The 26442-nt window shown below is 40.2% G+C and carries 25 protein-coding genes; 11 read left to right on the forward strand and 14 right to left on the reverse strand.

Annotation, left to right across the window (positions count from 1 at the left end; all coding sequences use genetic code 11):
- The first annotated feature begins 100 nt into the window (after positions 1-100).
- Together ACZ5L8_RS15290 and ACZ5L8_RS15295 are read left to right on the forward strand one after the other, a co-directional pair.
- Positions 101-2011, forward strand: coding sequence for a sensor histidine kinase (locus tag ACZ5L8_RS15290; RefSeq protein WP_464438527.1), 1911 nt, complete (start codon positions 101-103; stop codon positions 2009-2011).
- The gene (locus ACZ5L8_RS15295) at positions 2008-2766 is read left to right on the forward strand and encodes a LytR/AlgR family response regulator transcription factor (protein ID WP_464438528.1); all 759 of its coding nucleotides are present in this window, start codon (positions 2008-2010) and stop codon (positions 2764-2766) included. The genes ACZ5L8_RS15290 and ACZ5L8_RS15295 overlap by 4 nt, the downstream gene beginning before the upstream one ends.
- 57 nt (positions 2767-2823) lie before the next feature.
- Here the strand turns inward: ACZ5L8_RS15295 and ACZ5L8_RS15300 are convergent, their stop codons facing one another.
- The 7 genes from ACZ5L8_RS15300 to ACZ5L8_RS15330 form a co-directional block, all read right to left on the reverse strand.
- Complete coding sequence (locus ACZ5L8_RS15300) at positions 2824-3270, reverse strand: ferritin-like domain-containing protein (RefSeq protein WP_464438529.1); 447 nt, start codon at positions 3268-3270, stop codon at positions 2824-2826.
- Positions 3271-3470: 200 nt separating this feature from the next.
- Entirely contained in the window at positions 3471-5897 is a 2427-nt protein-coding gene (locus ACZ5L8_RS15305) for a zinc-dependent metalloprotease (RefSeq protein WP_464438530.1), read from the reverse strand.
- 77 nt (positions 5898-5974) lie between these two features.
- On the reverse strand, positions 5975-6706 hold the full coding sequence (locus tag ACZ5L8_RS15310; RefSeq protein ID WP_464438531.1) for a hypothetical protein: 732 nt from the start codon (positions 6704-6706) through the stop codon (positions 5975-5977).
- A gap of 72 nt (positions 6707-6778) precedes the next feature.
- On the reverse strand, positions 6779-7495 hold the full coding sequence (gene truB, locus ACZ5L8_RS15315) for a tRNA pseudouridine(55) synthase TruB (RefSeq protein WP_464438532.1): 717 nt from the start codon (positions 7493-7495) through the stop codon (positions 6779-6781).
- Between the two features lie 21 nt (positions 7496-7516).
- Positions 7517-8314, reverse strand: a complete 798-nt coding sequence (locus ACZ5L8_RS15320) for an undecaprenyl-diphosphate phosphatase (RefSeq protein ID WP_464438533.1) — start codon at positions 8312-8314, stop codon at positions 7517-7519.
- On the reverse strand, positions 8314-8589 hold the full coding sequence (locus ACZ5L8_RS15325) for a DUF3098 domain-containing protein (RefSeq protein ID WP_464438534.1): 276 nt from the start codon (positions 8587-8589) through the stop codon (positions 8314-8316). Before ACZ5L8_RS15325 ends, ACZ5L8_RS15320 begins: the two co-directional genes overlap by 1 nt.
- 84 nt (positions 8590-8673) lie before the next feature.
- Positions 8674-9552 (reverse strand): cell division protein FtsX, encoded by an 879-nt coding sequence (locus ACZ5L8_RS15330; protein WP_464438535.1) that lies wholly within the window; start codon positions 9550-9552, stop codon positions 8674-8676.
- A 128-nt stretch (positions 9553-9680) separates the two neighbouring features.
- Here ACZ5L8_RS15330 and ACZ5L8_RS15335 point away from each other — a divergent pair, with 128 nt between their 5' ends.
- From ACZ5L8_RS15335 to ACZ5L8_RS15350, 4 genes are all read left to right on the forward strand, one after another.
- A complete protein-coding gene (locus ACZ5L8_RS15335) occupies positions 9681-10175 on the forward strand; it encodes an RDD family protein (RefSeq protein ID WP_464438536.1) in 495 nt (164 codons plus the stop codon).
- A gap of 101 nt (positions 10176-10276) precedes the next feature.
- A complete protein-coding gene (locus tag ACZ5L8_RS15340; RefSeq protein WP_464438537.1) occupies positions 10277-13321 on the forward strand; it encodes a leucine--tRNA ligase in 3045 nt (1014 codons plus the stop codon).
- Between the two features lie 487 nt (positions 13322-13808).
- Complete coding sequence (locus tag ACZ5L8_RS15345) at positions 13809-14303, forward strand: hypothetical protein (protein WP_464438538.1); 495 nt, start codon at positions 13809-13811, stop codon at positions 14301-14303.
- 87 nt (positions 14304-14390) lie between these two features.
- Entirely contained in the window at positions 14391-15095 is a 705-nt protein-coding gene (locus tag ACZ5L8_RS15350; RefSeq protein ID WP_464440972.1) for a zinc metallopeptidase, read from the forward strand.
- A 47-nt stretch (positions 15096-15142) separates the two neighbouring features.
- On the opposite strand, the gene ACZ5L8_RS15355 is transcribed toward ACZ5L8_RS15350, so the two are convergent.
- The 4 genes from ACZ5L8_RS15355 to ACZ5L8_RS15370 form a co-directional block, all read right to left on the reverse strand.
- A protein-coding gene (locus ACZ5L8_RS15355; RefSeq protein WP_464438539.1) for an IS3 family transposase occupies positions 15143-16380 on the reverse strand; the annotation gives its coding sequence in 2 pieces (ribosomal slippage) (positions 15143-16038 and positions 16038-16380; 1239 coding nt in all).
- 81 nt (positions 16381-16461) lie between these two features.
- Positions 16462-17385 (reverse strand): lipid A-modifier LpxR family protein, encoded by a 924-nt coding sequence (locus ACZ5L8_RS15360; protein WP_464438540.1) that lies wholly within the window; start codon positions 17383-17385, stop codon positions 16462-16464.
- 8 nt (positions 17386-17393) lie between these two features.
- Positions 17394-17864 (reverse strand): Lrp/AsnC ligand binding domain-containing protein, encoded by a 471-nt coding sequence (locus ACZ5L8_RS15365; RefSeq protein WP_462599772.1) that lies wholly within the window; start codon positions 17862-17864, stop codon positions 17394-17396.
- Positions 17865-17913: 49 nt separating this feature from the next.
- Positions 17914-19284, reverse strand: coding sequence for a saccharopine dehydrogenase family protein (locus tag ACZ5L8_RS15370; protein ID WP_464438541.1), 1371 nt, complete (start codon positions 19282-19284; stop codon positions 17914-17916).
- A gap of 73 nt (positions 19285-19357) precedes the next feature.
- Here ACZ5L8_RS15370 and ACZ5L8_RS15375 point away from each other — a divergent pair, with 73 nt between their 5' ends.
- Complete coding sequence (locus ACZ5L8_RS15375) at positions 19358-19738, forward strand: DUF423 domain-containing protein (protein ID WP_464438542.1); 381 nt, start codon at positions 19358-19360, stop codon at positions 19736-19738.
- Positions 19739-19824: 86 nt separating this feature from the next.
- Here ACZ5L8_RS15375 and ACZ5L8_RS15380 read toward each other — a convergent pair whose 3' ends face one another.
- Positions 19825-20571: a uroporphyrinogen-III synthase gene (locus tag ACZ5L8_RS15380; protein ID WP_462599769.1), complete on the reverse strand. Its 747-nt coding sequence runs from the start codon at positions 20569-20571 to the stop codon at positions 19825-19827.
- Positions 20572-20586: 15 nt separating this feature from the next.
- Entirely contained in the window at positions 20587-21255 is a 669-nt protein-coding gene (locus tag ACZ5L8_RS15385; protein ID WP_464438543.1) for a DUF4271 domain-containing protein, read from the reverse strand.
- A gap of 109 nt (positions 21256-21364) precedes the next feature.
- On the opposite strand from ACZ5L8_RS15385, the gene ACZ5L8_RS15390 reads away from it, so the two are divergent.
- Genes ACZ5L8_RS15390 through ACZ5L8_RS15400 form a run of 3 tightly spaced genes read left to right on the forward strand, consistent with a single transcriptional unit; the run spans position 21365 to position 23909 of the window.
- Positions 21365-22096 (forward strand): polyprenol monophosphomannose synthase, encoded by a 732-nt coding sequence (locus ACZ5L8_RS15390; protein WP_464438544.1) that lies wholly within the window; start codon positions 21365-21367, stop codon positions 22094-22096.
- Positions 22097-22098: 2 nt separating this feature from the next.
- Positions 22099-23439, forward strand: coding sequence for a dihydroorotase (locus tag ACZ5L8_RS15395; protein WP_464438545.1), 1341 nt, complete (start codon positions 22099-22101; stop codon positions 23437-23439).
- Positions 23436-23909 (forward strand): DUF4296 domain-containing protein, encoded by a 474-nt coding sequence (locus ACZ5L8_RS15400; protein WP_464438546.1) that lies wholly within the window; start codon positions 23436-23438, stop codon positions 23907-23909. The genes ACZ5L8_RS15395 and ACZ5L8_RS15400 overlap by 4 nt, the downstream gene beginning before the upstream one ends.
- Here ACZ5L8_RS15400 and ACZ5L8_RS15405 read toward each other — a convergent pair.
- Complete coding sequence (locus ACZ5L8_RS15405) at positions 23899-25020, reverse strand: NAD-dependent epimerase/dehydratase family protein (RefSeq protein WP_464438547.1); 1122 nt, start codon at positions 25018-25020, stop codon at positions 23899-23901. The genes ACZ5L8_RS15400 and ACZ5L8_RS15405 overlap by 11 nt on opposite strands.
- A gap of 34 nt (positions 25021-25054) precedes the next feature.
- On the opposite strand from ACZ5L8_RS15405, the gene tyrS reads away from it, so the two are divergent.
- Positions 25055-26350 carry a tyrosine--tRNA ligase gene (gene tyrS / locus ACZ5L8_RS15410; RefSeq protein WP_462599763.1) on the forward strand — a complete coding sequence of 432 codons (1296 nt, stop codon included), beginning with the start codon at positions 25055-25057 and terminating at the stop codon, positions 26348-26350.
- The last annotated feature ends 92 nt before the right edge of the window (positions 26351-26442 follow it).

Consider the following 26442-nt stretch of genomic DNA (forward strand, 5'->3'; position numbering starts at 1 on the left):
GTTGGTCATTCCATTTTGCAGTCTGTCAGAAATAGTAAGGGTTTTGAAAGGATGGCTGGTTTATTTGTGTCTATAAATTAACTTTTCAATATTTACCACAATGAAAAAACTAGTACTGATACTTATTTTTTTGGGGAGCGTGATACCGTCTTTCTCCCAAGAAATTCAACTTACCGAAAAAGAGAAGGAGGAGGCTTGGGAGTTTATTATAAAATCTTTTTATCTCAATAAAAACTTTTTGAAATACCCGAAAATATTCGCTTCGGATATCAATTTTCACATTGAAAACTCTCAAGATAATGACAAGCGTGTATTACAAGAGTTACTTGATGATCTATCACCTGTTTTAAAAAACAAGTTAGCTTACGTGAATGATAAAAAAGATGCAAATTTCACCATTAAAATTGGTGAAGGCGTGTATACATTGAAATACCTGCCTGATACTAAACTCAAATCATTTTCCAGAAGTGATGATCTTTATACCTATGAGGTCAACAATGTGAGATATGAATTTTATACAAATGAGAATTTTGAGAGCGAGTTCCTGAGAGAGAAGTTGATAAAAAAAGCTGTTTTACAAGGTTTAATAGGCTTGCAAGAAAACAGATCAAGTTTTGACGCAATTATAGAAAATATGCGTAATTACGGAGAGCTTAGATCCAACAGCTATTTGCAGGAGTATGCATCAGGGGGTGTAAATACTGAAAGGTTTGAAAATATAACACCACTTGATAAGTATATAATTCAAATTATTTATGCTCCAGATTTTGAACAGTACCTAAAAAATCATATTCAAGCTAAACTTGGGTTTTGGGGTTGGATGAATTTTAAATATTCAGAATCTGACTTGAAAATGCTGCGAATTTCTCTTGTAGCTTTTATTATCATACTCATGTTAATTCTAGCGTTCAAGCCTTTGTTTGCTAGAGATTTTAAGAGTATAATATTAGGGTATGTTTTGAACTCAATATATATCGCATTTATATTTATAATAGCTACGGTAACCGCAGAAACTATTCAAGTGTATGATTTTGCTACAATCTATCTAAATGAAGAATTTAATCATACTGCTAATTATGTTGATATCATTAAGATCTTAGTGCCAGTTATTTTGATAGCTTGTGTATTATTTGGTCTACTACTTTACTGTGCAGATTATTTAATATTAAGAACTACTCAGAAAATAGCTTATAAATTTGCGATACGTATTTTAATTTTTTTAGGAATAGGGATTGTCTTTTTTATAGTTTTAAGTCTGATACTTTCTAAATCTAAAGATGGTCTTTCAGGATTGGGGCTTATATCGATTGTATTATTAGTAATAAGCTTAATACGCAGTTCTTTTCTCTATTTTAAAGAGAGAAATGAAAATCTGATCCGTGAAAAAGATCTACAGCTTGCAAATATTACAGCTTCAAAAAATGAAGCCGAAGTCGCGTCTTTACATGCGCGTATCAATCCGCATTTTTTATATAATTCTTTAAACGCTATTGCGAGCCTGGCGCACACAGATGCAGATAAAACTGAGAAAATGGCGCTTTCACTTTCAGATCTGTTTAAGCATAATCTTAACCGTAAGAATGAGGCCAGCTGCACCGTTAATGAAGAGGTAGATGCTGTGAAGGCTTATCTGGAAATTGAGAAGATACGTTTTGGCGAAAGCCTAAACTACGAGATCGAGGTGGCCGAAAGCGTCAAAAACTATGCGATACCTAGAAATATTATCCAGCCGTTGCTAGAAAATGCTATAAAACATGGAGTTTCACAGTTGCAACAGTCGGGTTTTATAAAACTCAAGATCCACGAATCTCAAACTGATCTCATCATTGCGGTTTATGACAACGGGCCGGCGTTTACAGATGGTTTGGTGAGTGGTTATGGGCTGCAAAGTATTTATGATATTTTGAATTTTACCTATGGCGATATGGCGGCGATCTCCTGGCAAAACAAACCCGAAAAACTGGTGTTTATCACTATTGCGCTTGACGAACTTAAAACCAGCGAAGCATGAAATTTAAAGCGATTCTCATAGATGATGAGGAGCCGGCAAGACAGCGATTAGCAAAGTTGCTTGAGCCGCATGCAGATGTTGTTGAGGTTTTGGCTTTCGCCAAAAATGGTGCGGATGCATTACAAAAGATCAAAGAATATGCTCCAGATCTTATTTTTCTCGATATACAAATGCCGGGAATGAACGGTTTTGAAATGTTGGCGCAACTCGATAAGATCCCCACAGTGATTTTCTGCACGGCATACGAGCAATATGCGCTAAAGGCTTTTGAAACCAATAGTCTAGATTATCTAGTGAAACCGGTACGACCAGAGCGTGTAACGCAAACCATTGAGAAATTGAAGCGCTTTAATCCTGCGGCAAACGCAATAGATATCAAAAATCTGTTGCAATACGTGCAGGAAGCAGAGCCTAAAAAAGAAAACACCTCGCTTGTGGTGAAATATGGCAAGAAGATCATTTTCTTAAAACTAAAAGACATCGCCTTCTTCAAGGCAGAAGATAAATACGTAAATGTCTTTTTGCGTGATGGTAAGAGCTATTTATGTGAGCAAAGTTTGTCTAGCTTACGCGAAAAAACGCCAGAGCATTTTAAGCAGATTCATCGTGGGATCATCATTAATCAAGATCTGGTTGCAGAAGTCCAGACGTATTTTAATAGCAGATTTGCTTTTGTGATGAGTGATAAAGACCGCAGCAAACTCATCAGCGGCCGGTCGTATCAAGAAGAGATCAAACAATGGTTACAGCAATAAAAAAATCCCAGTCAAAATTCTTGACTGGGATTTTCAGTTTAGGGGAGTGTTTAGTTCTTAACTTACCGCCTCAAGCGCTTGCACTTCATTTAATGCTTCTTTTACGCTATTACGCTGGCGAATAATTAAATTCTCTGTTGATGGTGGCAGATCATTTTTTGCGATTATCTTATTATAATCTTCGATCGCTGCTTTCTCACCACGAATGGCTTCTTCTAAAATTGACTCTTCTTTATCGTTACTAAAAGCCGACTTTAAATCCATCCACATGCGGTGCGCATCACCTTTTAAACTTGTTCCTTTTTCTGGCTCATGGCCAAAACTCTTGATCTCATCTTTTAATTGATGACCAAAATCATATCTATCTTTTGCTCTACTATTAAAGTAATTTTTCAACGCCTGATTTTTTACATCTTCAGCGGCTTTTTTATAACCAGCCTCGGCATCATAATTTTTTTCTAGTAGTTCATTTAATTCGTTAGCAATATTATCTGAATAACTCATAGCTTCATTAATTTTTCGTTCAACATATATAGGTAATATTTTAACCTAATCACAAAACAAATTTACGAGTTGAAGTAGGTGTTATCAGTCTATTTAACAGGGTTTAACCTCCTTTAACCTAAGTTAACTTAAAGCTGTGTTTAAAGAATTAAAAAACCCCGCAATTGCGGGGTTTAAGTGTGAAAATCATTTAAGATCTTTTATTCTACTTTCAGGCCTTTTTCAATTCTTGCGGCTAGATCCTTCCAATGGTATGCGGTAAGTGAGCTACCTCTAGAACCATATCTGCGAATGTCGCTTGCAAGTCTTTCCATCTCGCCGCGCATGATCGCAAGAATGTCAGAGTTCAAGACATCACTGTCTTCCTTAGAATCGATGTTTGATAAATATCCAGTAGCGATGTCTACATACGATCGCTGTAGATTTCGCCGAAAGGCATCAACATTTTTACTACGATACAGTTCGCTAAAAATACCTTTGCGAAGTTCGCTCATCATCGCTATAGTGCTGTAAGCGTCATTGCCATACAATTGCTGTGCATCGCTAAGTCGCACAAGGCGGCTAGGCGTAAGCAAATAACTCAAGCTACTCGCTTGTATAGATTGAATGCGTGCTACAGAACCGTCGTTCTCAATGCGAGCAAAAATGTCTTTGTCAAGAAGCCACTCTGGCGTTTCAAAAACATTTTTATTTAGAAAATCAATAGCATTTTCTTGAATGTCTGCTGGCACTGGTTCATAAACCACGCCGTCTTGATCTGCGGTTTTTTGTGTTTCATAAACGCCGCCTACGTTTGTGATCACGTGATAAATATAACCTCTCCATAAACCGGTAAGTTCGCGGTAAACTTCCTCAAGGCTTTCGTAAGTGTCGCCGTCTTTTGTAGTCCACTCAATAAGATTAGGAACCACCTTTTTCATGTTTGCGATACCATATTCGCTAGCCTTGATATTGTCGTCTCCTAAACTTTCTGTTTGAGAATGTGGATCGATACCTCGGCTTCCGCCAAATTCATAAATAGGATCTCCAGATTTTTCCATGATCCATTGATGAAGCGTAGATTTTTCTTCTTCTGCGCTATTAGCTTCTGGAAGATAGCGATATCCCCAGTTTACAGCATACAGGTCATAAGGTCCCATCATACGTATGTAACGCACGCCTTCATCACCAGGTTGAGCAACATAGTTTACACGAGCATAATCCATGATAGAAGGTGTAAGACCGTATTTCTGTGTGAAGCTAGCTACACGTAAAGAGTCTGTAGGATAAGCTGAACTCGCTTTCATGTTATGCGGTAGACCAATGGCATGACCTACTTCGTGAGCGATCACCATGCGCATCATTTCTCCTATTTCTTCTTCTGGAGTATTAAGTGTTCTTGCGTTAGAATTTTGAGCTCCAGCTTCTATCATAAAGCGGTTACGATATGAGCGCAAGTGATTGTGATACCAGATCACGTCACTCTCAATGATCTCACCAGTACGAGGATCAGAAACTGATGGTCCTACAGCATTTCTCGTAGTGCTTGCTACATAGCGCACCACAGAGTAACGCACATCTTCCGGACTGAATTCTGGGTCTTCTTCTGGTGTAGGAGGATCTTTTGCGATGATCGCATTTTTAAATCCGGCTTTTTCAAAAGCTACGTTCCAGTCTTCAATACCTTGTTTAAAATAGGGTCTCCATTTTTCTGGTGTTGCTGGGTCAAGGTAATACACAATAGGTTTTACCGGCTCTACCAGTTCGCCACGTTTGTATGCTTCGATGTCCTTTGGCACCAGCCTCCAGCGACGTAAGATCTTGTAGTTATCAGATTTTAATTCTTCGCTGTCATAATCATATTTATCAATAGTAAACCAACCTACACGCGGATCTGCGATACGCGGTTGCATCTTATCTTCAGGAAGCAAGATCATAGATTGATTCATTAAAAGCGAGATAGTACCTGCTTGTCCACGCTCTGGTGGTTCTTCTGCATCGTAAGTAAGTACATGCTTTACTTCAATATTTTGAGGGTAAGAGTGAGCAGACTCAATATATGTTCTTGATTTATCAAGTCTTTTCACTTTATAATCTCTCTTTAATCGTGGACTAAGACCATCAATAGCCATCACTTCTTCTTCAAAAAGGCCGTTCATCTTGATCACTACAGAAGAAGAATCTTTACTGATGGTTTCAATAGGCGCGCTAAAGAGAATAGGCTCAAAATTATTGTTTGCAACAGAGATATGAATTGGCGATTCGTCGTCGCTTTCATTTTCAAAACTCATTACTTTAAGGTCAATATGTTTGCCGCGACGCACCCAGCGCACAACTTGCTCATTAACCTTGCTGCCGGCATTTACATAACCGCGGCCAAAGCCCGAAGGAACTTTAGCAATACGGCTTACGATAAGCATGTCTTTGTTAAAAAGGCTGTCTGGGATCTCGTAGTACAGATCCTCATCTACCATGTGTGTGGTAAAAAGGCCGGCATCAGAGATAGCATCTTTTGTAATGACTTTGTTATAGTCTTTAAAGTCACTTTTTTTCTCTTCTTTAGGAGCTGCTTCAGCAACTTTTTTCTGTGTTTGGCATCCGCCAAAAAGTGTCGCTGCGAGCAAAAGGGGAGTAATTCTTTTGATCATAATGGGGTTGATGAATTTAGTATCGCCCCAAGATACGGCATCTGAGTAGATTTGGCGAAAGCCAAATAATAAAACGTCTAACCCTGAAACTCGAAAGTGATCGTGCCTAACTGCGTCGCGCGATCTGCTTTGTTAAAATATGCGCGTTTTGCATAATTGATCGCTTGATCGATGAGGCAGCCGTTTGAAGTCGTAGAAGCCGACTTGTTAACGCTGGTTTTTACCACGCCGCCGCCGTCGTTAACCTCAATGTTTATCACCACTTTGCCAGTTGCATCGCAGGTGTAAACGGGGTTTGGTATGCGCACAGCATTGCGATCTTTAAGTTGATAACTCACCGTGCTGCGGTGAGAAGTAGTGGTGCTGGTTTGTGCAGTTTCTTTAGAAGCTTTTTCGTTGCCGGTTGAGGTTTCTTTAGCTTTTTGTCTTAGTTCTTCTAGCTTCTTTTTATAATCTATGCCGTCGTTGTTAGTTTCTACTTCTTCAACTGCAGATTCTGTTTCTTCCTGAGTATTTGCAGCATTTTCTGGAGATTCACTTTGATTAAAATACATCTCAGCCTCGCGTCTTAGACGATCGCTGTTTTGCGCTAAATGCGAAATAGGTTCTTGTGATTCTTCCTGCTCTGTAAGTTCTTGCTCTTCTTCTGGCAATTCAATTTCTTCGATAACAGGTATTGGGATAAACTGCTCTTTTTCGGCAGCGGCATGATCATAGGGTTTTATGGTGATCAGGATAAATACAAGCAATAGGAAACTCGCACCGCCAAAGGTGATCATGAGCGCCTTATCTTGTCCTGTGATCTTCATAAAACTGTGTCTAAAATTACGATTCTTGCTTAAATCAACGCAAAATTGCCGTTTTTAGACCTTAAAACGGAGTTAATCTCTGTTATGAAAAGCCTTTATCTGCGTTTCAAAATCTTCAAGTTGCATGGCGTTTTGCACATCAAATTCACCAATTTTTGTGCGACGCAATGCACTTAAATGTCCGCCGTTGTTAAGTTTTGCGCCAAAGTCATGCGCCAGCGAGCGTATGTATGTCCCTTTGCTGCAACTTACTCTAAAGTCAACTTCTGGCAGTTCTTGGCGAGTCAACTCAAAATCATGAATGGTGATCTTTCTGCTGCTTACTTCAACTTCCTTGCCTTTTCTGGCATATTCATACAATCTTTTGCCGTCTTTCTTCACGGCCGAAAAAACAGGTGGGTATTGATCGATCTCTCCTAAAAAGGTTTTGGCTGTAGCCAAAAGATCTTCTTCATTGATGCCGTCTAGCGGGAAAGTCTGGTCAATCTCGGTTTCTAGATCGTAAGATGGAGTAGTAGCGCCCAGCGTGATGGTGCCGGTGTATTCTTTTTCTTGCGCCTGAAACTCTTCAATGCGTTTTGTGAATTTGCCGGTGCAAATAATAAGCAAGCCAGTTGCTAATGGATCTAGCGTACCGGCGTGACCTACTTTTATTTTCTTAATGCCGCAGTTTTTACGGATGAGCCAGCGCACTTTGTTCACCACCTGGAACGAGGTCCAGTTTAGTGGTTTGTCAAAAAGTAAAACCTGGCCTTCTTTAAAAGCTTCTTCTGAGAAATCTGTGATCATGAAATGCGCGTGCTTTTCGCTTTAGCTATAAAAATATCCGAAACCGATGGCGAAAAAACCTACCACGAGGCAGTAAATGGCAAAGTAAGAAAGTTTGCTTTTCTTCACCAGTTTGATCATCCAGGTGCAGGCAAACAGTCCGCTTACAAATGCTGCCACAAACCCGATGCTCAGTGCGGTAATATTGCTGCTTTCGGTAGTGATATCGCCGCTTAAAATGTCTTTTGCGATCTTACCAAAGATCAATGGAACAACCATTAAAAATGAAAAACGAGCTGCTTTTGCTTTGTCATTTCCTAACAAAACTGATGTTGAGATCGTAGAACCGCTACGCGAAATTCCTGGTAACATGGCGATTGCTTGTGCCACACCTATGGTAAACGCATTGCGAAAAGAAACAGGTTTGCCAGTGTCTTTTGCTTTGTCTGCAAGCCATAATAAAAGTGCGGTGATGATGAGCATAAAACCTACAAATAGGACGCTTCCGCCAAAGAGTGCTTCAAGTTCTTCTTCAAACAAAACCCCGATGATCGCCGCCGGTATCATTGATACTACGATCTTAGCGACAAATTGTGTTTCGTCGTTCCATTTGAATTTTAGGAGTCCGCTAAGGATCTCAATAACATCTTTTCTAAAAACCACGATGGTGCTTAACGCTGTCGCGAAATGTAGCACTACTGTAAAAAGCATACTTTCTTCTGCAACAAGATCGTCGCCTAAGATGGCTTTGCCTAACTCAAGGTGACCGCTAGAAGAAACTGGAAGAAATTCGGTAAGACCCTGGATGATGCCCAGGATGATCGCATCAAGAGTATCCATTAATTCTTATCCTCTTTTTTACCTGGGTTCAACAGGATAGCATAAACTTCGATCCCGAAACCTATCAATACAAGCGCAGGTGCAAGACGAATGCGTCGCCAGCTGTAAATTTCTGGATTAAAAACAGTAGGATCATCACTGCCACCGCCAGACATCAGGATAAATCCTAAAGCGATAACACCTAGCCCGATGAGCATGAATTTATAATTCTTCTTCCCGAAGATATAGGTGCTTCTATGCAGCTCCAGTTGTTCTTTTCTTTTCTTTTCTCCCATTTTGGTAGTACTAAGTTTGAAGTAGTGAGAATTGAGAAGTCTTCAAGTTGTCTAACTGCTCAATACTATATCTCAAATCTATGTTTAATAATACAATTCGTCGGTTCTTAAGTTTAAGAAACGTTGTGTGGCAAAGAAGGTGCTTAACCAACTGATGATCATTCCTAATAAGAACACGCCCGCAAACAATGCTGCAAGTAACTGCCAGTCGTTCACAAGGCCTAGTTCTGGGAAGGATTTATCAAGGTAATACAACACACCAGCCATTCCTGCCAAAGCGATAAAAGCGCCCAGCATGCCTAGTTTTATGCTTTTCCAGATAAACGGTCTACGTATAAAACTCTTTGTTGCGCCCACCATTTGCATGGTCTTAATAGTAAAACGCTTAGAATAAACCGAAAGTCTTATGGAACTATTGATAAGTAGCACAGCGATAAATGTAAACACACCGCTGATGATCAAGATCCACAAGCTGATCTTTTTAATATTGTCGTTAAGTAAGGAGATCAAAGGCTGGTCATAGGTTACTTCTTCCACAAAACCTTTGCTCATAATATCATCAGAGATTTCCTCAACTTGTGTAGCACTCACATAATCTGCTTTAAGATACACGTCAATGCTATTTTGCAGCGGATTGTACCCTAAGAAGTCCATGAAGTCTTCGCCTATCTCTTTGCTGTGCTCTTCTGCCGCTTCTTCTTTAGAAACATAATCTGTGCTTTTTGTGTATTCGGCGAGCGATAAGCTTTTTTGCAGTTGGTTTACCTCAACCTCTTTAGCAGAATCTTTTAAGTAAATAGTAAGTGCGATCTGCTCTTTAAAATGATCTGCGACCTTCTTTGTATTAAGCACAAGAAGTCCCAAAACCCCCAGCAAAAAAAGCACGAGCGCAATACTGATTACCACACTAAAATAAGACGATAGCAGGCGGCGGCGCTGAAACTTATCATAAGATGTTGCCATAGGCTGGGAAAAATTTGTGTAAAAGTAATAAAGTTGGCATTCTTTGAACGTTGTTCACGTGGTTTTTGTATTTCGCTTACGCTTAAATTATATGTTTCTGGATTATTTGGCTTAAAGTCAAAAGAATTATGATATTAGCCAGCTCAACTTCACACATGCAAGAAATTTACACAAAACACAACCTAGGAAAACGTGTAGGTGCCACAATCGTAGATAGAGCACTCTTTTTCTTGATACTTCTAGTGGGGTACTTTTTTATGGTGAACCTAGGGAAGGATCACCCGGCTCTATATTACCTGTTAGTTCCTTTTAGCATCGGTTTTTGGTTTTTATACTATCCTTTTATGGAGTTTAAATTTGGAGCTACTTTAGGACATTCATTATTTAATCTTAAGGTGTATAGCTTGTCTGGTAAAGCGCCATCTTTAGTGCAATGTCTTAAAAGAAGAGTTGCGGATATTGCAGACTATTCCTTGTATGGTGTGGTAGGGATTATAATTATTACACAAACTAAACATCATCAGCGTGCAGGAGATTACTGGGCAAAAACTTATGTAGTAGATCTTAAAGATCCTATGCAAATGGAGTACATTAAAAATGCTCAGGAAGAATGGGTTTTTTAAAATCTTTCAACATCATCTATTAATCGTAAATTTGCGGCTTTAAAAATGATTTTAGATCTCACAGGTTTTGAAAACCTGTGAGGTCTGCACGAAAACCACGAATGATGTACGACTTTAACGCCATTGAGAAAAAATGGCAAGAATACTGGGCAAAAAATCAAACGTTTAAAGCAGATAATCAAAGCACAAAGCCTAAATATTATGTGCTTGATATGTTCCCTTATCCATCTGGGGCAGGGCTGCACGTGGGTCACCCGCTAGGGTATATTGCCAGCGATATATATGCGCGTTACAAGCGTCACAAAGGTTTTAATGTGTTGCATCCGCAGGGGTATGATTCTTTTGGCCTTCCGGCAGAACAGTATGCGATACAAACCGGGCAACATCCCGCGATCACTACCGAAACAAACATTGCTCGCTATCGCGAGCAACTTGATAAAATAGGTTTTTCTTTTGACTGGAGCCGTGAGGTGCGCACTTCTAATCCTGAGTATTACAAATGGACGCAGTGGATCTTTATTCAGTTATTTGAGAGTTGGTACAATTACACCAGCGACAAGGCTGAAAGTATCGATACGCTTGTTGCCATTTTTGAAAAAGAAGGAAACGCAACTGTAAAGGCAGCTTGCGATGATGATATAGAAATATTTTCCGAGGAAGCGTGGAATGAATTTTCCGCGAAAGCGAAACAGGAAATCCTCCTAAAATATAGATTGACCTACCTCGCAGAAACTGAGGTAAACTGGTGTCCTGCACTGGGAACCGTGCTTGCTAATGATGAGATCGTAAACGGAGTTTCTGAGCGTGGCGGGCACCCTGTGGTGCGTAAGAAAATGACACAGTGGAGCATGCGCATCACGGCTTATGCACAGCGTTTGCTAGACGGTCTTGATACCATAGACTGGCCACAGCCGCTTAAGGATTCACAAACTAACTGGATAGGGCGTTCTAAAGGAGCCTCGGTAAAGTTTGATGTTAAAGGGCATGATGCAAAAATTGAGGTTTTCACCACTAGACCTGACACTATTTTTGGAGTAACATTCATGACGCTTGCTCCAGAGCATGAGTTGGTTGCAAAGATCACTACGCCAGAGCAAAAAGCAGAGATAGAAGCATATATCGATGCGACTTCTAAACGTAGCGAGCGCGAGCGTATGGCAGATGTTAAGACCATAAGCGGAGCCTTTACCGGCGCGTATGCAGAGCATCCATTCACTAAAGAACCCATCCCTATCTGGATAGGCGATTATGTGCTTGCCGGTTATGGTACAGGTGCGGTGATGGCGGTGCCTTGTGGCGACCAGCGCGACTATGATTTTGCAAATTATTTCAGTAGCAACGAGGGGATGCTACCTATCAAAAATATTTTTGACGGAGTTGATATTTCAGAAGAGGCGTATGCGGCAAAAGACGCTACAAAGCTTACTGATTCTGACTTTTTAAATGGTCTCGCTTACGCGGAAGCCATGACCCGTGTTATCGCTGAGCTTGAAAAGCAAGGCTACGGAAAAGGAAAGATCAACTATCGCCTGCGTGATGCGGTATTTAGCCGTCAGCGCTATTGGGGCGAGCCCTTCCCGGTGTATTATGTGGACGGTATGCCACAAATGATCGCGCTAGAGCATTTGCCATTGCACTTGCCAGAAGTTGAAAAATATCTACCTACCGAAGAAGGTGAGCCGCCATTGGGTCGTGCTGACGTTTGGGCGTGGGATACTGTGAATAATAAAGTTGTCGCTAATAGCGAAATTGACAATGAAACGATCCATCCGCTAGAGTTAAACACCATGCCGGGATGGGCAGGAAGTAGTTGGTATTTCTTTAGATATATGGAAGATGCACAACGCGATGAAGTTTTTGCATCAGAAGAAGCGCTAGACTACTGGCAGAATGTGGATCTATACATTGGCGGAAGCGAGCATGCTACCGGACACTTGTTGTATAGCCGTTTCTGGGTTAAATTCTTAAAAGACCGCGGACTCGCACCTGTTGACGAACCCTTTAAAAAGCTGATCAATCAAGGGATGATTCTTGGGACGAGTGCTTTTGTTTATAGAGTTGAATGGTTTTATTTGAGGGCTTTATATGGTGAAAGAAAACAGGGAGGTCAAGAGGTTGAAATACCTTTAAGAAAAGAGTTTTCGGATATTTTTGTTCCCGCCTCATTTTTCAAAGAAATGGGATTTTTTGTAGATGATTATGAAACGTCTGAGTTAGATTCGGTAAATAGGATATCTTCAAAAATATCTGAATTAGAGCAGCAGCTTAAAATATATGAAAAAGAAGGTGAGGGGGAGATTTTAAGGTCGTTATCTCTGGCTTTGACTCCAATACATGCACCTGTTGAGTTTGTTAACTCATCAGATGAGTTGGATATTGAAGGTTTCAAAGCATGGAGACCAGAATTTAAGGATGCTGAGTTTATTCTAGAAGATGGTGTATATAAAGTAGGTCGCGAAGTAGAAAAAATGTCCAAATCTAAATACAATGTCGTTAATCCAGATGATATTTGTGAAGATTATGGTGCAGATACCTTGAGAATGTATGAGATGTTCTTGGGGCCACTAGAGCAGGCAAAACCTTGGAACACTGCAGGTATTACTGGTGTGCATTCTTTCCTTAAAAAACTATGGAAGCTGTATCATGAGGGAGACGTTTTCAGCGTAAGCGAAACTCCAGCCTCAAAAGACAGCATGAAAACGCTGCATAAGACCATTAAAAAGGTTGAGGAAGATATCGAGAACTTTAGTTTTAATACTACCGTTTCTACGTTTATGATCGCGGTTAACGAACTCACCGGCCAAAAGTGCAATAGTCGCGAAGTGCTAGAACCACTTGCGGTTTTGATCTCGCCTTATGCGCCACATATCGCTGAGGAGCTGTGGTCACTGTTAGGTCATGACGAGTCTGTTGCCACGGCGCCTTTCCCGGTTTTTGATGGCAAATATTTAGTAGAGAGCAGCAAGGAATATCCTATTTCATTTAACGGGAAGATGCGTTTTAAGATGGAGCTTCCGCTTGATCTGTCTAAAGACGAAATAGAAAAAGCCGTACTGGCTGATGAGAAAACTCAACAATATCTTGAAGGCCGCACCCCTAAAAAGGTGATCGTTGTTCCTGGTAAGATCGTGAATATCGTGGGGTAAAAGCCACTTAGGTTATAATTTCCAAAAGCTCTTTTCCTTAGTGGGGAAGAGCTTTTTTTGTCACTTCGAGTGTCCGCCTTGGGCGGATGTATCGAGAAGTGGATGAAGTATAATGCGATTCCTTGTCAAGCAAGGAATGATGTAAATCAGTCTTACCCTTCCGTCTTGCTCGCTACGCTTGCAATCCACCTTCCCTTAGATAAGGGAAGGAGCTTTTTTTGGTATTGTGTAGAGAACACCCCAAAAGTCCCCTCAAGGGGACAATACTTTTATTAATAAGCGTCACCCTGAACTTGTCCGCAAGCTTTCAGATGTATCGAGAAGTCGAACAAGTATAATAAGATTCCTTGTCAAGCAAGGAATGACGAAAGATAGCGTCACCCTGAACTTGATTCAGGGTCTCAGCAGGATGGGATTCCAGGTCGAGCCCGGAATGAAGCAGGAGTAGTTTTGGCGAAAGCCAAATAGAGAATTGTATATTTAGATCATGAATAAAGGTCAACAACTCGTAATTATAATAAGCTTTTTCATTTCTGCTTTTGGCTACAGCCAAATGACAAAAGAAGAGGAAAATGCATACAGGGTGCAAAGATCAGATGCGTTTTATGATGCGCTTTCAAGATGTGGAAGCGGTGATGATTATGTGACTGATTTTAATGGAAAGCAAGAGTTTTGGCAGGTTTGTGAACCATCTACTAATGAAAGGATATTAACGATATTCTCGCATAAGGATGATTTTTACTTTAAAGAGATCTATTATGTCAAGGACGAAGAGTTGGTTTTTGCGAAAGAAATTGAGAATTACCAACCCTTAAATTCTAAACCGCTGCAAGCTTGGAACTGTGAGTATTTTATAGAAGATGGCGCTATTGTAACCCTTATTTCATTAGGTCATGGAAAGACTGAAAGTGAAGATTGGGATGAGGATGAGATCTTGCAGATGTATGCTCGCAGAATTCAAGAATTAGCTAAAATCAAATAGTTACACGTCAAAACGGCAGAAGTGATTTTCGGCTTGCTTTTTGATTTTTATCTGTCGTAACTTTAAACTCAAAAGAACATAATTATGATGTTAGGAGGAGGATACTTTGGATATTATATCCTGGTGGGCGTAATTGCTTTGATCAGTTGGGCTGTGAGTAATAAGCTTAAGAGCAAGTTTAAGCATTACTCAAAAATGCATCTGCAAAACGGAATGAGTGGTGCTGAGATCGCAGAGAAGATGCTACATGATAACGGAATTAGAGATGTAAGAGTGATATCAGTCTCTGGCCAACTTACAGATCACTATAACCCAAAAGATAAAACCGTAAACCTTAGTGAGGCGGTGTATCACCAGCGTAATGCGGCTGCGGCGGCTGTTGCAGCTCACGAGTGTGGGCACGCGGTGCAACATGCTAAAGCATACTCGTGGTTGACTATGCGATCTAAGTTGGTTCCCATGGTAAGCGTGGCATCGCGTATGTCTATGTTTGTGATCATGGGTGGTATCATCCTGATGGCAATGACGGGTTTTGGGATGGTTGTCTCAGTAATCGGTCTTGGTCTTTTTGCAATGGGTACGTTGTTTTCTTTTATTACCCTTCCGGTGGAATATGATGCGAGTAATCGCGCTTTAGCATGGCTGGAGAGTAGCAGAATGTTAACTCCGCAAGAGCATGATGGGGCGAAAGATGCATTAAAATGGGCGGCAAGAACGTATGTTGTAGCAGCCTTAGGTTCACTGGCTACCTTGCTGTATTTTGCATTGCAGATCTTAGGAAGTAGGAGGTAGGGGATTATTTTGAGTCGTCCTAAAATAGGTTGACAGTTTTTAATAATTTAAATCAATCCCTTGAAGCTAGCTTCAAGGGATTTTTTGTTGTGTATAAAATTAGGTGTTTTGTAGTTAAGGCTTAGATGTGGTCTTTGATTATTATAAGTTTTAATAGACTGCTGAACTAGCAGGCTAAGTTCTTTGCTTGTATTGCATTTGTTTATCAAGAACTCTCCCTTCAATATCCCGTTAATTCGTTCTGCTAATGCATTTTGATAACAGTCATATCCATCTGTCATTGAAGGTATCGCATTTGATCGCTTCAATTGAGTTTGATACAACGAAGAACAATACTGCAAGCCTCTGTCAGAATGATGTATTACCTCGCTTGATGTGGTTCTACTCTTATTAGCCATTTTCATTGCTTTAACTACATTTTCTGCACTCATGTCATCACTTAGATGATAGCCCATTATTTTTCTGCTAAAAGCGTCTGTCACCAAGGAAAGATAATGTGTCCTTTCTCTACTCTTGATGTAAGTAATATCGCTTACAAAGTATTGCTCTGGTCTTACGGGTGTAACATCTTTCATTAGGTTAGGGTGTTTTTTTAGCCAATGCCTAGAGTCTGTTGTCCTTGTGTAATTCTTTCTTGGTTTTATAAGCATTGATTCTGACCTGAGATAATCAAATAAGGCGTCCCTGCCTATTTTAACTCTCATCTTTTCAAACTCAACGTTGAGTAAATAATACAGTTTACGAGTACCTAGTCTTGGCATTTGCTGGCGCACCCTTAAAATCAGCGGTTTGATCAAGGCAAGTTCATCAGCTCTTGTCCTTTCTCGCATTTCTGCTTGATAGACAGCCTGTCTGCTTATCCCAAACAATCTGCAACAACGTGACAGGCTTAGTCGGTGTTCTTGCCGGATTCGTTGGATTGATTGGGCAAATACTTTTTTCGAATAGAAGTTCCGTATTGCTGATCTGAGATATCGATCATCGTGTTGAGAATCTTATTCTTAAGCTTCTCATCTGACAGCTCTTTTTCAAGCCTCTTGATCTTTTGAGCAGGTGTTTCTTTCATTGTATTACAGCTAAGTCTTGTCTTTGGTTTACTCCAGTCTAAGGTACCGTGTTTGCGCAACCAAACCAAAACAGTACTCCTTCCTTGAATACCGTACGCTTTTTGGGCTTGCTTATAAGTCATTTCGCCCTTTTCTACCTGAGATACAACCGCTAATTTAAAGCCTAAATTGTAATCACGCTGAGTCCGTTTCTGCTCAGCTCCTTCTGAGTCTTTCATAAATAAGTCGAATTTGTGTCAACTTATTTCAGGACGGGACATTTAATAAAGTATATAAGCCAGGCGATTCGTCTGGCTTTTTTATTTAAAAGCATACGCATAGGCTACTTGCACATAGGCATGTGCTTTTGCTTTCGGAGTTTCTTTAGTATTAAAATGTACACCCACATGATAGCTGTTGCGTTTATGCTGATGGTTGAGGTCAATGCCGGCTTTAAATAGGTTTTTTTCAGGTGCTCTCAACACGCGCGAATCATCCCCAAAGAGATTGCCCTCTATGAGTCCGTTGTAAAAGACATAGCGGTAAGTAAGGCTTATGGTGACAAATAGTTCGTCATCCTTCCCGCCCCAGCGGTTATATCTGCTACTGTTTTGCATTGTATTTCTTTTGCCCAGAAAAAGTGCAATCGCATTTTCGGCATAAATATCACGAGAACCGGCAGCGAGTTTAGGTTGTATTGCCAGGCTTGCGCCAAAGGGAACCGACTGCATTTGATATTCTTTGGCGTAAGTCAGATACATATTTGTATGAAAAGTAGCGTTGAGTTCTTTAACCCAAAGCGGCGAGTCAAATCCCGTTATTTTATGATACCACCGCTGAAAACCGCCGCCGCCAGTTTCTTTACCGGTGTAGCCCAATAAAAGTTTTGCTTCATAGAATTGACCATTCTTTATCATAGACCATCCTGAATGTAAACCCAGAAATCCCGCGTAAGGTCTATCAAACGTGGTGGTTTGTATGGTGGCTTTTTGTTTCGGCGTGTAAATCTCTTGGCCGGCGGAAATGCTTATTTGTTCGGCGCTGTTTGAGAAGATGCCTTTTTTAAGCGACTTGCGGTAGGTAAGAAACAGTCCAGAAGTGTAGTATTGATCTAGAAAAAGAAAAAAGTCGTTGTCATGACGCAGTTCAAGTTGCTGAGAATAATTTATGGCGTCAGGATCGTTTTGGCTATAGCCAAAAAATGAAACCAGAATGAGTAGAAGCAGCAGCGTGGCTTTGCGCATGGCGTGATTTACACTTTGATCTGGCGTTCTATTTGCTGATTAAGCGAGATAAAGGTCTCTGTTCTAGAGACACCTTCTATCGCCTGGATCTTCTTGTTGAGCAGGTGCATAAGATGCTCGTTGTTCTGACATAGGATCTTGATAAAAATAGACCAGTTCCCTGTGGTATAATGACACTCGATCACCTCAGGAATGTCTTTGAGTTGCTTCACCGCCTGCGGATTGCTCATGGCGCGATCTAGATAAATACCTATAAAAGCCATGGTGGTGTAGCCTAAAACCTTAGGGTCGATGATCACTTTAGAACCGGCGATAAGTCCGCTTTTTTCAAGCTTGCGTAACCGCTGGTGGATGGCGGCGCCAGAGATGCCTACTTTACGTGCGATCTCAAGAATAGGTTTACGCGCATCATCCATGAGTTGACGTAAGATTATTTTATCAATACCGTCAATTTCAATTTTTTGGTTAACGACCTTCATAGGTTTTAGGTTTTAACCAAAATTACGTCTTCCTGCTTACAAATAATAATTAACCAGCCACATTATTAGGATTGTAGCCCATATACGGCACATCATAATGTTTAAAGTGAATTCCCTCATTTTCCATAGCTGTGAGAATGGGTTCATAAACTTCTTTTGCGATAGGGATCTGCACGCCGGGTTTCGTGATCTTTTTATTGAGAATAGCAAGTGTAGCCAGTGCTAGCGGCAAGCCCACGGTTTTTGCCATGGCGGTGTCAATTTGATTTTCGCCCACGCAAACCATGGTGCTGTCAATTTGTTTTTTCTCGCCATTCTGTATGTATCCAAATTTATGATACATCACGATCATGTCTTTATCCTCGGTTTGCAGCGTCCATTGATCTTCAAGGATTTTTTGTAAGCATTGTGCGGGTGTGGCTTTCGCCAAAGCGATCTTCTTCTCACTGCTGAAAATATCTAGCTCTAGCAGTTTGTCCCAAAGCAGATCGTCTTGATCAATTCTCAAATAATGCCTCAATTTAAGTTCAACAGAATCAGTAGGTGAGTAGGGCAAAAAGTGATTTGTAAATTCACGATAGGTCATGGTCTCTGTATCTTGAAGCGTGTAACTATCGTCTGTCATGCCCAGTTGTACAAAGACATTCCACGCTTTACTAAAACCTACTCGTCTTATTGTGCCGCGATAAAGTGTGAGCACATCTTCAAGACCATAAATGCTGCGGTAATGCAGCGAATTTCTGTTTGCATACGCCTCAAAGCGGCCGTATTCTTCCACATCTAGAAATTCTGTTCTTCTAAACAAACGATGATACGGGATGTATTTATAAGTGCCTTCTTGTATGAATTCTGCAGCGCCACCTTGACCTGCGAGCACAACATTGCGTGGATTCCAAGTGAATTTATAATTCCAAAGATTATTGTCGCTTTCAGGAGCTACGAGTCCGCCGCAAAAGGATTCAAAAAGTATGATCTTACCGTTATCTTCTCTTATGCGATCTATGATCTGCATTGCGCTCATGTGATCTAAGCCGGGATCAAGACCGCATTCATTCATAAAGATCAGGCCTTTGCTTTTTACTTCTTCATCTAGCGTTTGCATCTCTTTGCTCACATAAGATGCGGTGACGAGATTTTTGTTGAGTTCTAAGCAGGTTTTTGCAATATGAATATGAAATCTTGCTGGTAGCATGCTTACCACAATATCAGTTTTAGCGATAGCTGCTTTTCTGGCGGTATCATCAAAAATATCAAGCGAGATCACTTTAATGTTGCTATTTGCGGTAGCAAGTCTTTTGGCGAAAGCCAGATCCTTATCTGCCAGAGTGATGCTTAGCTGTTCTTTATCTGCATTTTTTGCAAGGTGTTTAATGAGTGCGGGTGTGGATTTGCCAGTGCCAATAATTAAGATTTCTCGCATTGTGATCGCTGTTGTATTTTTGATAACCTTATGCTTAAATATAGAGAATTTAGCATAGAAAATTTAAACGATCATGACAAGAAAACTATATGTACTGGGAGCAATTTTTGGGTTAACAGCAGTGATTTTAGGAGCCTTTGGTGCTCATGGATTAAAGCAAGTCCTTACACCAGAGTCGATTGCTTCTTTTGAAACCGGAGTGCGCTACCAGATGTATCATGCTTTTTTTGCATTTGTAGCAGCGGGCATTTTAAAATTGAATGAAAAGGCTTTGAAAGTAGTTTTCTGGCTGTTGTTGCTTGGCGTGCTTTTCTTTTCAGGCAGTATTTATTTGTTGAGTACCAGCGCAGCTTCGGGCGTTGATTTTAGTGGGATTGCGCTTGTTACACCTTTGGGTGGTGCGTTGCTTATAGGCTGTTGGGCTTTTGTGCTTGTGAAGCTTTTAAAGAAATAATGTTTTGGCTGTAGCCAAAAAGTTAACTGCATAAAAAACGCCTCCTAAGTGGAGGCGTTTTTATTTTTTTGGCGCAAGCCAGGAACTTATTTCTTATTTACTTCGTCAATATACTTCTCAATAGCCATTGTCATAGATGGCGTCTCAGGCGTAGGTGCTTGTATATCGATGTTTAATCCTGCTTCAGTAGCTGCTCTTACGGTGCTGTTTCCAAAAACAGCGATGCGAGTATCGTTTTGTTTAAAGTCTGGGAAATTCTCAAATAAAGATTTGATTCCGCTAGGGCTAAAGAATACAAGTATATCATAATACACATCCTTAAGATGTGATAGATCGCTTACTACTGTGCGGTAGCAAATGGCGCGTTTCCAGTTAAGCTTAAGCTCATCTAGAACGGTTGGGATCTCAGGTTTCAACACATCAGACGATGGTAGAAGAAACTTCTCATTTTTATACTTCTTAAGCGTAGGTCCCAATTCTGTAAAAGTGCGCTTACCTACATAGATCTTGCGCTTGCGGTACACTACATATTTTTGCAGGTAGTAAGCAACAGCTTCACTTTGGCAAAAATACTTAAGCGTATCTGGCACTTTGTAGCGCATTTCTTCTGCGATGCGGAAGAAATTATCTACTGCGTTACGGCTAGTTAAAATGATAGCCGTGTACGTTTTTAAGTCAATTTTTTGCGCCCTAACCTCTTTTGCAGGTACACCTTCTACATGAATGAAGGGAATAAAGTCAATTTTTACTTTTTTCTTTTCTTGAAGTTCAAAATAAGGAGAGTTTTCTACTTTAGGTTCTGGTTGTGAAACCAAAATAGTTTTCACTTTCATAGAAATTGTAAATTTTTAAGTTCCCGTTTTAAGCACAATTATCTTGAATAAAATAAGATACGGTGCTATTTCGAGAGCGCAAAGGTACAAAATAAAATAGAATGGATTGTTGTATATGATATTTTCATTGCGCCTGAAAATAATGATCAAACTCACCACATTAAGTATTAAAATCACTCCGCCGGTGATCCAGAACACCCATTTTGTAGGTTCAAAAGTGTAGATGAAAAGGCAATTAATGGGCAATAAGAGAAACCCGAAGTAATTGCGATAAGCTAATTTTTTCTGGTGGTATTGCTCGATGCTTTCTTCAATTACAAAGAGCACGCCCACTACTTTTTCTACAAAGTATTTAACGCCTACAAACAGCCCTAAGAAAATAAAAATGCGAACAAAAAGGATAAAAGGCTCTAGCGTGTCGTAAACACCCCAAGTTTGACAAGCCATGAACAAGAAAACAGAAACCGAGAGTAGCTGTATGGCAAATAGAACCATACTCATCGATTGATTGTTTCTTTTATCTTTTTTTGGTTTTAATACTTGTGAGTCATTAAAAGCAAGCACTAAGAACTCTCTAAACTTTGCTTCGTTTAAAGATTTTGCCACGGCTAGCAATATAAAACAGCTCACGATCACTATCGTAAGCCAATCATTGCTGTATGTCATTCGTTCTATTGCCTGCATTTTTGCTTATCTAAGTGCCAAAATTACTATAAAGATTTACTTATCGCTTTGAAGTGTTCTTCAATAATGCTCAAATTAGGTACATTTGCTGCCAAAATTGCTCTTATTAATGGCGAGGTCGCTGGTAATTGTGCCTACTTATAATGAGGCCGAAAATATTGAAAAACTTCTAAGGAACATTTTCGCGCAACAGCGCAAATTTGAAGTTCTTGTGGTTGATGATAATTCGCCAGACGGTACCGCAGCCATTATTAAAGAACTCCAGAAGGAGCTTAGCGGCAGTCTGCATTTGCTAGAACGCAAAAAGAAAGCTGGTTTAGGAACTGCGTATATCGCAGGATTTAAATGGGCGTTGCAGCATGATTATACATATATCTTTGAGATGGATGCAGATTTTTCGCATTCGCCTAATGATCTTACAAGATTGTATAACGCTTGCGCTAAAGGTGGTGCGGAGCTCGCAATAGGCTCCCGGTACAAAACTGGAGTAAATGTGGTAAACTGGCCTATGGGTCGAGTGCTTTTGTCATACTGTGCGTCAAAGTATGTACGCTGGATCACAGGTATGGATATTAGCGATACCACAGCAGGTTTTGTGTGCTATCACAGAAACGTGCTAAAAACTATAAATCTTGATAAAATTAAATTTATAGGATACGCGTTTCAGATAGAAATGAAGTTTAAAGCACATCTTTTTGGCTTTGCCATAAAAGAAGTTCCAGTTATTTTTGTTGACAGAACAAAAGGAACTAGTAAGATGAGCAAAGGGATTATCTCTGAAGCTGTCTTTGGTGTTATTGTGATGAAATTCAGAAGTTTGTTCAAAAACTATCTTGCTTAGCTATGGAAAAGATCCTTATCAAGGACGCGAAAATTGTAAATGAAGGTAAGATCACTCACGGTGATGTTTACATAGAGAATGGTATCATCGCTCAGATCGATAGCAGCATAAGTGCTAAAGGTCCTGACGTGCATATATTTGATGCAGAAGGTAATCATCTTTTACCAGGAGTGATAGATGATCAGGTGCATTTTAGAGAACCTGGATTGACGCATAAGGCGAATATTGAGACAGAGAGTAGAGCGGCGGTTGCTGGTGGTATCACTACGTTTATCGAGATGCCAAATACAAATCCGCAAACCACTACAATACAAGCGCTAGAAGATAAATTTGCGATAGCAAAGCAGTCTAGCTATGCGAACTATTCATTTATGTTTGGTGGTACAAATGACAACCTTGAAGAAATTAAAAGGTTAGATAAGCACGCAGCTGCGGGTATTAAGTTGTTCTTGGGAAGTTCTACAGGGAACATGCTTGTAGATAACGAGAAAGTTATCGAGAATATATTCAAGTCTACAGAGCTTGTGATATCAACGCATTGTGAGGATGAAGCTACTATACGCAAGAATCTTGAGATCTATAAAGAGCGTTATGGGGATGATATTCCTATTAACATGCACCCTATTATTAGAAGCGAAGAGGCTTGCTATTTATCTTCTTCTCGTGCTGTGGCTCTTGCCAAAAAAACTGGTGCACGTCTTCATGTTTTTCACTTAAGTACAGCAAAAGAAACCGGACTTTTTGATAGCAAGAAGCCGTTGAAAGATAAAAAGATCACCTCAGAAGTTTGTATCCATCACCTATGGTTTACAGACATGGATTATGAGGAAAAAGGAACGCTGATAAAATGGAATCCTGCTGTTAAAACAGAAAAGGATAAAGAAGGTCTATGGAAGGCGTTGCTAGATAATCATATTGATGTGATCGCAACAGATCATGCACCACACACGCTTGAGGAGAAGAAAAACGTTTACACAAAAGCGCCTAGCGGCGGACCACTTGTGCAACATGCACTGCCCGCAATGCTAGAGATGCATCACCGTGGTCGCATAAGTCTCGAGACTATTGTGCAAAAAATGTGTCACAACCCAGCCATTCTTTTTAATATCAATAAGAGAGGATACATTAGAGAAGGATATCATGCAGATCTAGTATTAGTAGACCTTAATAACCCATGGACGGTAAATACAGATAATATTCTGTATAAATGTAAATGGTCACCATTTGATAGAAACACCTTTAGATCTAGAGTGACGCATACTTTTGTAAACGGTAGATTAGCGTATAAAAACTTCAAAGTATACGATGAGCGCTTTGGTCAGCGTTTAACTTTTGATAGATGATAAAACGCCTTAGCATACTTTTTCTGGTAATAGTCTTGGTGGCTTGTAATAGTATAGATAAGCCGCCCAAGCCTGATGAACTTATCTCAGAAGATAAGATGATAGATATCATGTATGATATTTCTCTTATCAATGGGATACGCACATCTAATACCGGTAAGTTAAAGGCCTCTGGTGTAGAGCCAGATCATTTTGTCTATGATAAGTATGAGATAGACAGCATACAACTCGCCCAGAATATTGCATATTACTCAGTAGAGTTTAGTCAATATGGGCGTATGTGGGAAGCTGTGCGTGATAGGATCAAAGCAAATCTTGACTCAGTAAATAAGCTGGTCAAAACTCAGGATAGTATAGACAGGGCAGATATTGTAAAACGCCGTCAGAAGGTTGAGGGAATAAACGATACCGCTTCAATTAGAATTCGTCCGGCAGAGCGTCCTCGCAAACTCAACGATTCTATTCTTTAGAATTCTTATAGTATCTTTTAAAATGCTCGCCGGTTCTGGTTAGCGTTTCTTCTAACGGAGTATATTCAAAACCTTCAATGGTTTTAATCTTACTGCCATTATATCGCGTTTCAGAAACCGCAGATTTTGCCATTGATTTAAAAAGCTTTTGGCGTTTGCCAAAAAGCGATAAAAACCAATCGATCTTCCAGGCGATATTAATTTGCCAAGGCTTCACGAGTTTCATTTTTTGGGTCTTACCCAAAACCTTAGCGATCGTATTAAACACATTCTCGATCTTTTCATTCTCGCTTACAAGTATGAAATTCTCGTTCACGCGATCACTTTTCATAAGTAAATGCATCGCTTTTGCAACATCAGTAACGTCAACAAAACCGGTGCTTCCAGGGGTTGCGTATTTGAGGCTGCCATCTATTTTTCTATAAAATGCGCCGGTGCCATCTTTATAAAAACCTTCGCCCATGATAACTCCGGGATTTACGAGCACCGCGGTAAGACCTTCTTGAGTTCCGCGCCAAACTTCCATCTCTGATGCAAATTTTGAGATGCTATAGACGCTGTTGTCTTTATTAGGATCCCATTCGGTTTCTTCGGTGATCAGCGAGCCATCCACAGTTTCGCCTAATGCCGCGATAGAGCTTATCATGCAGAATTTCTGCACATCATTCGCTAGGCTAAGATTCACCATGTTTGCCGTGCCTTCTACATTTACTTTGTGCAATTCGTCATAACGGCCAGGATCAAAACTTATGATCGCCGCGCAATGACACACTTTTGTAATGCCTGTAAAAACTTCGGTAAGTTTTGGGATATCATTCACATCGCATGGTACCCACTCGATGTAAGAAAATAAAGTTTCGGCAGATTCTTGTGTGTTGTATTGTGAGGCTTTATAGTTAAAAAGTGATCTTACAGCTTCGATCTTTGCCTCGCTTCTATAAATAGCTTTGATTTTTTTTGGCTGCAGCCAAAGTAACTCCCACAACAGATGTGATCCCACAAAACCGGTTCCTCCCGTAACTAAAATCATGTGGCTAAGATACCCAATTTCTTTTCGAGATATCTCCTTAGCTAGCAAAAGAGAATATTTATATTTGCGATTGATTTTCATAAAGGGCATTGCCCTGAAAATAATAGCGATCTAAATGAAGAATTTTATTGAAGAACTGCAATGGCGTGGGATGATTCACGACGTTATGCCTGGTACAGAAGAACACCTTATGGAGGCGATGCGTGCCGCATATGTGGGAATTGACCCAACTGCAGATTCATTACATATAGGTCACCTTGTAGGGGTGATGATGTTAAAGCATTTTCAAGAATGTGGGCATAAGCCGTATGCGCTTGTGGGCGGAGCTACCGGGATGATAGGTGATCCTTCTGGTAAATCAAATGAGCGTAATTTGCTAGATGAAGCTACGCTGCACCATAATCAAGAGGCGTTAAAGGAGCAGTTGTCTAGATTTCTAGATTTTGACAGCGATGCGCCTAACGCGGCAAAGTTGGTTAACAACTACGACTGGATGAAAGATTTTTCATTCCTTGAGTTTATACGCGACGTGGGTAAGCATATTACTGTGAACTACATGATGGCTAAAGATTCGGTTAAAAAACGTCTTTCTTCAGAGTCTGCTGAGGGGATGAGTTTTACCGAGTTTACATACCAACTCGTACAAGGATATGACTTCTTACATTTATATAGAGAAGCAGATTGTACACTGCAAATGGGCGGTAGCGACCAGTGGGGAAATATCACCACAGGTACAGAACTTATTCGCAGAATAGGCGGTGGAAAGGCGTATGCGATGACGTGTCCGTTGATCACAAAAGCAGATGGAACTAAATTTGGTAAAACTGCAGGAGGTAATATTTGGCTTGACGCCGAAAGAACTTCGCCATATAAATTTTACCAATATTGGTTAAACACAAGTGACGAGGATGCAGAAAAATACATCAAGATCTTCACCTTCTTAGGAAAAGAAGAAATTGAAAGTCTTATCGCCGAACATAGAGAAGCGCCACATCAGCGTGCACTTCAAAAGCGTCTTGCAGAAGAAGTTACAACAATGGTTCACGGTGCAGAAAATCTTGAGAAAGCCGTTGCAGCTTCGCAGATATTATTTGGTAAGTCTACAGGTTCTGATCTTAAGAATCTGGATGAAAAGACCTTCTTAGATATTTTTGAAGGTGTGCCACAAGCAAGAATCGCACTTTCAGAGATTGAAGCGGGGCTTGATATTGTATCTGCTCTTGCTGAGAAATCAGGTTTTCTTAAGTCTAATGGAGAAGCAAGACGTGCTTTAAAGCAAAACGCGATCTCTGTGAATAAAGAGAAGGTAAAAGATGATTATGTGCTTAACGCAGAAGATTTGATCAGTGGTTCTTACATTTTGCTACAAAGCGGTAAGAAAAACTATTTTATCATTCACGTTACAGAGTAGTAAGCACACCAAAATACTAGAAAAAGCATCTCGGTAGAGGTGCTTTTTTTGTTTTGGCGAAAGCCATATAAATAAAAAACCCAGCGTCTATC

It is taken from the genome of Leeuwenhoekiella obamensis, assembly GCF_055391795.1.

Coding starts and splice junctions, on each gene's coding strand:
- ACZ5L8_RS15290 (WP_464438527.1), top strand. CDS start 101: ATGAAAAAACTAGTACTGATACTTATTTTTTTGGGGAGCGTGATACCG.
- ACZ5L8_RS15295 (WP_464438528.1), top strand. CDS start 2,008: ATGAAATTTAAAGCGATTCTCATAGATGATGAGGAGCCGGCAAGACAG.
- ACZ5L8_RS15300 (WP_464438529.1), bottom strand. CDS start 3,270: ATGAGTTATTCAGATAATATTGCTAACGAATTAAATGAACTACTAGAA.
- ACZ5L8_RS15305 (WP_464438530.1), bottom strand. CDS start 5,897: ATGATCAAAAGAATTACTCCCCTTTTGCTCGCAGCGACACTTTTTGGC.
- ACZ5L8_RS15310 (WP_464438531.1), bottom strand. CDS start 6,706: ATGAAGATCACAGGACAAGATAAGGCGCTCATGATCACCTTTGGCGGT.
- truB (WP_464438532.1), bottom strand. CDS start 7,495: ATGATCACAGATTTCTCAGAAGAAGCTTTTAAAGAAGGCCAGGTTTTA.
- ACZ5L8_RS15320 (WP_464438533.1), bottom strand. CDS start 8,314: ATGGATACTCTTGATGCGATCATCCTGGGCATCATCCAGGGTCTTACC.
- ACZ5L8_RS15325 (WP_464438534.1), bottom strand. CDS start 8,589: ATGGGAGAAAAGAAAAGAAAAGAACAACTGGAGCTGCATAGAAGCACC.
- ACZ5L8_RS15330 (WP_464438535.1), bottom strand. CDS start 9,552: ATGGCAACATCTTATGATAAGTTTCAGCGCCGCCGCCTGCTATCGTCT.
- ACZ5L8_RS15335 (WP_464438536.1), top strand. CDS start 9,681: ATGATATTAGCCAGCTCAACTTCACACATGCAAGAAATTTACACAAAA.
- ACZ5L8_RS15340 (WP_464438537.1), top strand. CDS start 10,277: ATGATGTACGACTTTAACGCCATTGAGAAAAAATGGCAAGAATACTGG.
- ACZ5L8_RS15345 (WP_464438538.1), top strand. CDS start 13,809: ATGAATAAAGGTCAACAACTCGTAATTATAATAAGCTTTTTCATTTCT.
- ACZ5L8_RS15350 (WP_464440972.1), top strand. CDS start 14,391: ATGTTAGGAGGAGGATACTTTGGATATTATATCCTGGTGGGCGTAATT.
- ACZ5L8_RS15360 (WP_464438540.1), bottom strand. CDS start 17,385: ATGCGCAAAGCCACGCTGCTGCTTCTACTCATTCTGGTTTCATTTTTT.
- ACZ5L8_RS15365 (WP_462599772.1), bottom strand. CDS start 17,864: ATGAAGGTCGTTAACCAAAAAATTGAAATTGACGGTATTGATAAAATA.
- ACZ5L8_RS15370 (WP_464438541.1), bottom strand. CDS start 19,284: ATGCGAGAAATCTTAATTATTGGCACTGGCAAATCCACACCCGCACTC.
- ACZ5L8_RS15375 (WP_464438542.1), top strand. CDS start 19,358: ATGACAAGAAAACTATATGTACTGGGAGCAATTTTTGGGTTAACAGCA.
- ACZ5L8_RS15380 (WP_462599769.1), bottom strand. CDS start 20,571: ATGAAAGTGAAAACTATTTTGGTTTCACAACCAGAACCTAAAGTAGAA.
- ACZ5L8_RS15385 (WP_464438543.1), bottom strand. CDS start 21,255: ATGCAGGCAATAGAACGAATGACATACAGCAATGATTGGCTTACGATA.
- ACZ5L8_RS15390 (WP_464438544.1), top strand. CDS start 21,365: ATGGCGAGGTCGCTGGTAATTGTGCCTACTTATAATGAGGCCGAAAAT.
- ACZ5L8_RS15395 (WP_464438545.1), top strand. CDS start 22,099: ATGGAAAAGATCCTTATCAAGGACGCGAAAATTGTAAATGAAGGTAAG.
- ACZ5L8_RS15400 (WP_464438546.1), top strand. CDS start 23,436: ATGATAAAACGCCTTAGCATACTTTTTCTGGTAATAGTCTTGGTGGCT.
- ACZ5L8_RS15405 (WP_464438547.1), bottom strand. CDS start 25,020: ATGAAAATCAATCGCAAATATAAATATTCTCTTTTGCTAGCTAAGGAG.
- tyrS (WP_462599763.1), top strand. CDS start 25,055: ATGAAGAATTTTATTGAAGAACTGCAATGGCGTGGGATGATTCACGAC.